The sequence below is a fragment of the Micromonospora sp. D75 genome, assembly GCF_018070405.1.
Classification (GTDB): Bacteria; Actinomycetota; Actinomycetes; order Mycobacteriales; family Micromonosporaceae; genus Micromonospora; species Micromonospora chalcea.
This window is the reverse complement of sequence record NZ_JAGPXV010000600.1, coordinates 1-3,684: the sequence shown is the minus strand read 5'-3', so window position 1 is coordinate 3,684 and position 3,684 is coordinate 1. Positions and strand designations below refer to the sequence as shown.

Sequence of the window (3,684 nt, the reverse complement as noted above, 5' to 3'; positions counted from 1 at the left end):
GCGGTCGGCCCCGGGCGCCCGGGGCCGCACCGCCCCCGGAAAACGCGGCGACACCCGTGATCCCCTGTGGCCATACTGCTCGCCATGAAGATTGCGGAGGCCCTTGCGCTGCGGGCGGATGCGGCGCGACGCGCCGAACAGCTCCGTGCCCGCATCACCGCGAGCGCCCGCTACCAGGAGGGCGAGACGCCCGCCGAGGACGCCTCGGCGCTGCTCGTCGAGGCGGCCGGGGTGCTCGGTGAGCTGGAGACGCTGATCCGGCGGATCAACCGGACGAACGCCGCGACTGTCGTGGACGGTGGCACCCTCACCGACGCGCTCGCGCGTCGCGACGTGCTGCGCCTGCGGCACGGCGTGGTCACAGCGGCAGCGGACGCCGCCGCGGGCGAGGGCCAGCGCGGCTACCGTCAGCTCCGGTCGGAGCTGAAGATGGTTCCGGCGTTGCCGGTGGCGGAGCTGCGCCGGCAGGCCGACGAGCTGGCCCGGCAGATCCGCGAGGTGGACACCACGATCCAGCGGACGAACTGGGAGGTCGACCTGCTGGACTGACGAGTCGCGGAGCAGGTAGCCGACGTGGAGGCGTGCACGCCCCCGAGAGCCGGCGGGCAATCCGGCTCACTCCTGGCGCGCCGAGGGCAGGCGCAGGGGTTCGACTCCCCGGCACACAACGCATGCCCAGCACAGGACACAGGTGACGGCGCACAGGGCACGGCACACCACCAGGTGCAGATCCACGACGGTGAGGGTGGGACAGGGGACTTCCGCGACTCGTCCCAGGCGTCATCGCAGGTTCCAGAAGAACGACCGGACGTCGTCGACGAACAGGTCCGGCACCTCCAGCGCGGCGAAGTGACCGCCCCGGTCGAACTCGCTCCAGTGCCGGATCGTGTACGTCAGCTCGGCGATCGGGCGTACGGACCGGGTGATGTCGTGCGCGAACACGGCGACTCCGAGCGGGGGCGGGCAGGGCGCGGGCGGGCCACCGAACGCGCTCTCCCGCACCAGCCGCGCGGACGAGGCGGCGGTGCCGGTGAACCAGTAGACCGAGACGTCGGTGAGGATGCGGTCCACGCTGACGGCCGATCCCGGGTCGGTCCACTCGGTGAACTTCTCCGCGATCCACGCGAGCTGCCCGACGGGTGAGTCGTTGAGCGCGTACGACACGGTCTGCGGGCGGCTGGCGTAGAGCACCTGGTGCGGGTGCCGCTGCGTCTTGAGTCGCATGATCCGGGCGAGCCGGTCCCGGTCCTCGCCGGACAGTCCGGCCTCGCCGGTCCAGCCGGGTGGCGGGGGCGTGGGCAGGTAGTTGAGGTGCACGCCGACGACGTGTTCCGGGTCGATGCCGCCGAGCCGGGTGGAGATCACCGAGCCCCAGTCGCCGCCCTGGGCGCCGTACCGCCGGTAGCCGAGCCGGCGCATCAGCTCGGCCCAGGCGCGGGCGACGCGGTCGACGTCCCAGCCGCGTTCCCGGGTCGGGCCGGAGAAGCCGAAACCGGGGATCGACGGTACGACCAGGTGGAACTGTTCGGACAGCGGGCCGATCACGTCGAGGAACTCCACGACCGAGCCGGGCCAGCCGTGCGTGAGGATCAGCGGCAGCGCGTCCGGGTCGGCGGCCCGTACGTGCAGGAAATGGATGTTCTGTCCGTCGATGGTGGTGGTGAACTGCGGATACCGGTTCAGCTCGGCCTCGGCCCGCCGCCAGTCGTACGCGGTGCGCCAGCGCTCGGCCAGCTCGCGTACGCGGGCCAGCGGGATGCCGTAGTCCCACCCGGCGCCTGGTAGCTCGTCGGGCCAGCGGGTGCGGGCCAGGCGGTCGGCCAGGTCGTCGAGGTCGGCCTGGCGGACGTGGATACGGAACGGCTCGATCACGGTAGCTCCGATCGTTGGTGCCACTAACGTTTGTGCGACGAACGATAGCGCAGATCGTTGGGGACGCCAACGTTTTTGGATAGGCTGGGCATGTGGAGAACCCGGAGCCGGACGTCGTACCCACCCGCCTGGCCGGCCTGCCGAGCTGGCTGATCACCCAGACCGCCGTACGCGCCGGCCGGCTGGTGAGCGACGGGCTGGCGGCGGTCGACGCGCGTGGCTACCACTTCCGGCTGCTCGCCACGCTCGACGAGTTCGGCCCGGCCAGCCAGGCGGCGCTCGGCAGGCGTAGCGGCATCCACGTCAGCGACGTGGTGGCGGCCCTCAACGAGCTCGCCGAGCGGGAGTTCGTGGTCCGCGCCCCGGACCCGTCCGACCGGCGGCGCAACGTCGTCACCATCACCGCGGCGGGGCGGCGGCAGTTGCGGCGGCTGGAGAAGCGACTCGCCGAGGTGCAGGACGACCTGCTCGCGCCGCTGACGCCGGACGAGCGCGCGGACCTGACCCGGCTCCTTGCTCGGGTGCTGGCCCACCACACCCGTCCGTCCGCCTGATCGTCCGGCTTTCGCGCCCGGTCGCCCCACTCCCTACCGATATCACTATCGATAGTGATACGGTTCAGTCATGGCGATGTCGATGGAGCGGTGGGCGGAGGTGGCGCTGCACCCGGTGCGGCTCCGCGTCCTGCGTGCCGTGGCGGGCACCCGGGTGACCACTCACGACCTGGCCGAGCTGCTGCCCGACGTCCCGCACGCCACGCTCTACCGGCACCTGGCGACGCTCGTGAAGGCCGGGATGCTCGACGTGGTGCAGGAGCGCAAGGTGCGCGGCGCCGTCGAGCGGGTGTACGCGCTGCCCGCGCACGGCGCGGCGCTGGACCCGGCGGCCCTGGCCACGGCCACGCCGGAGGACCACGCGCGCTACTTCACCGCGTTCGTGTCGAGCCTGCTGTCCGAGTTCTCCCGCTACCTCGCCCGCGACCGCGTCGACTTCGTCGCCGACGGGGTCGGATACCAGCAGCTCGTACTGCACCTGACCGACGCCGAGCTGCACGAGTTCGCGGCCGGGCTCAACGCGCTGGTCGGCCCGTTGCTCGCCAGAGGGCCCGGCGACGGCCGGATCCCCCGGCTGCTGGCGACCGTCCTGATGCCCGCCGATCGCCCGGCGACCCCCGGCGACACGCACACGTCAGCGCACGACTCCGACACGACGAAGGGCGACGACTGATGGCCTCCGTAATGCTCAACGGCGATGTGATCGACATCCGGTTCACCGGATGGGAGCGGATGTGGGTCGGGCGGGAGCGGTTCGCGCTGCGCCTGGCCGCCGTGCGGCACGCCGCCCCGGTGGACGAGCCGATCCGGCTGGCCCGGGGCGCCCGGCGCGGGTACGCCGTGTCCGGCTTCGCCAAGATCGGCGTCTGGGGTCTGTTCGGCGGCCCCCGGCAGCTCGTGGCGGCCCGGCGCGGTCAGCCCGGCCTGCACCTGGTGCTGGATCGCGCGGCGGCCGGCGGCGAGTTCGACGAGGTGGTGGTCTCCGACCCGGCCGCGCCGGGCCTCGCCGAGACGATCGGGCGCGCGACGCGGGGCCGGCCATGACCGGCGAGCACCTGGCGATCGAGGCGTCGGGCCTGACCAAACGCTACGGCGACGTCACCGCCGTACGCGACCTGACCTTCACCGTACGACCCGGCGCGGTCACCGGCTTCCTCGGCCCGAACGGCGCCGGCAAGACCACCACGATGCGCATGCTGACCGGGCTGGTCACGCCGACCAGCGGCACCGCCACCATCGGCGGGCAGCAGTACGGCCG

Annotated in this window: 6 protein-coding genes; 5 read left to right on the top strand and 1 reads right to left on the bottom strand. The window is 72.7% G+C overall.

Features of this window, described 5'->3' with window-relative positions:
* Positions 1–84 precede the first annotated feature (84 nt).
* Positions 85–549, top strand: coding sequence for a DIP1984 family protein (locus KBX39_RS26250; protein WP_064448468.1), 465 nt, complete (start codon positions 85–87; stop codon positions 547–549).
* Positions 550–780: 231 nt separating this feature from the next.
* Here the strand turns inward: KBX39_RS26250 and KBX39_RS26245 are convergent, their stop codons facing one another.
* Positions 781–1,872: an epoxide hydrolase family protein gene (locus KBX39_RS26245; RefSeq protein ID WP_064448366.1), complete on the bottom strand. Its 1,092-nt coding sequence runs from the start codon at positions 1,870–1,872 to the stop codon at positions 781–783.
* Positions 1,873–1,964: 92 nt separating this feature from the next.
* Here KBX39_RS26245 and KBX39_RS26240 point away from each other — a divergent pair, with 92 nt between their 5' ends.
* The 4 genes from KBX39_RS26240 to KBX39_RS26225 all read left to right on the top strand — a co-directional run.
* Entirely contained in the window at positions 1,965–2,426 is a 462-nt protein-coding gene (locus KBX39_RS26240) for a MarR family winged helix-turn-helix transcriptional regulator (RefSeq protein WP_064448367.1), read from the top strand.
* Positions 2,427–2,496: 70 nt separating this feature from the next.
* Positions 2,497–3,099, top strand: coding sequence for a helix-turn-helix domain-containing protein (locus KBX39_RS26235; protein ID WP_167435554.1), 603 nt, complete (start codon positions 2,497–2,499; stop codon positions 3,097–3,099).
* Entirely contained in the window at positions 3,099–3,470 is a 372-nt protein-coding gene (locus KBX39_RS26230; RefSeq protein WP_064448368.1) for a hypothetical protein, read from the top strand. The genes KBX39_RS26235 and KBX39_RS26230 overlap by 1 nt, the downstream gene beginning before the upstream one ends.
* On the top strand, positions 3,467–3,684 hold a 218-nt coding region (locus KBX39_RS26225; RefSeq protein ID WP_210873011.1), incomplete at its 3' end, for an ATP-binding cassette domain-containing protein. The genes KBX39_RS26230 and KBX39_RS26225, both read left to right, overlap by 4 nt.

Bases quoted from the DNA above. Each gene is read 5' to 3' on its own strand.
- KBX39_RS26250 (WP_064448468.1), top strand. From the start codon at position 85: ATGAAGATTGCGGAGGCCCTTGCGCTGCGGGCGGATGCGGCGCGACGC.
- KBX39_RS26235 (WP_167435554.1), top strand. From the start codon at position 2,497: ATGGCGATGTCGATGGAGCGGTGGGCGGAGGTGGCGCTGCACCCGGTG.
- KBX39_RS26230 (WP_064448368.1), top strand. From the start codon at position 3,099: ATGGCCTCCGTAATGCTCAACGGCGATGTGATCGACATCCGGTTCACC.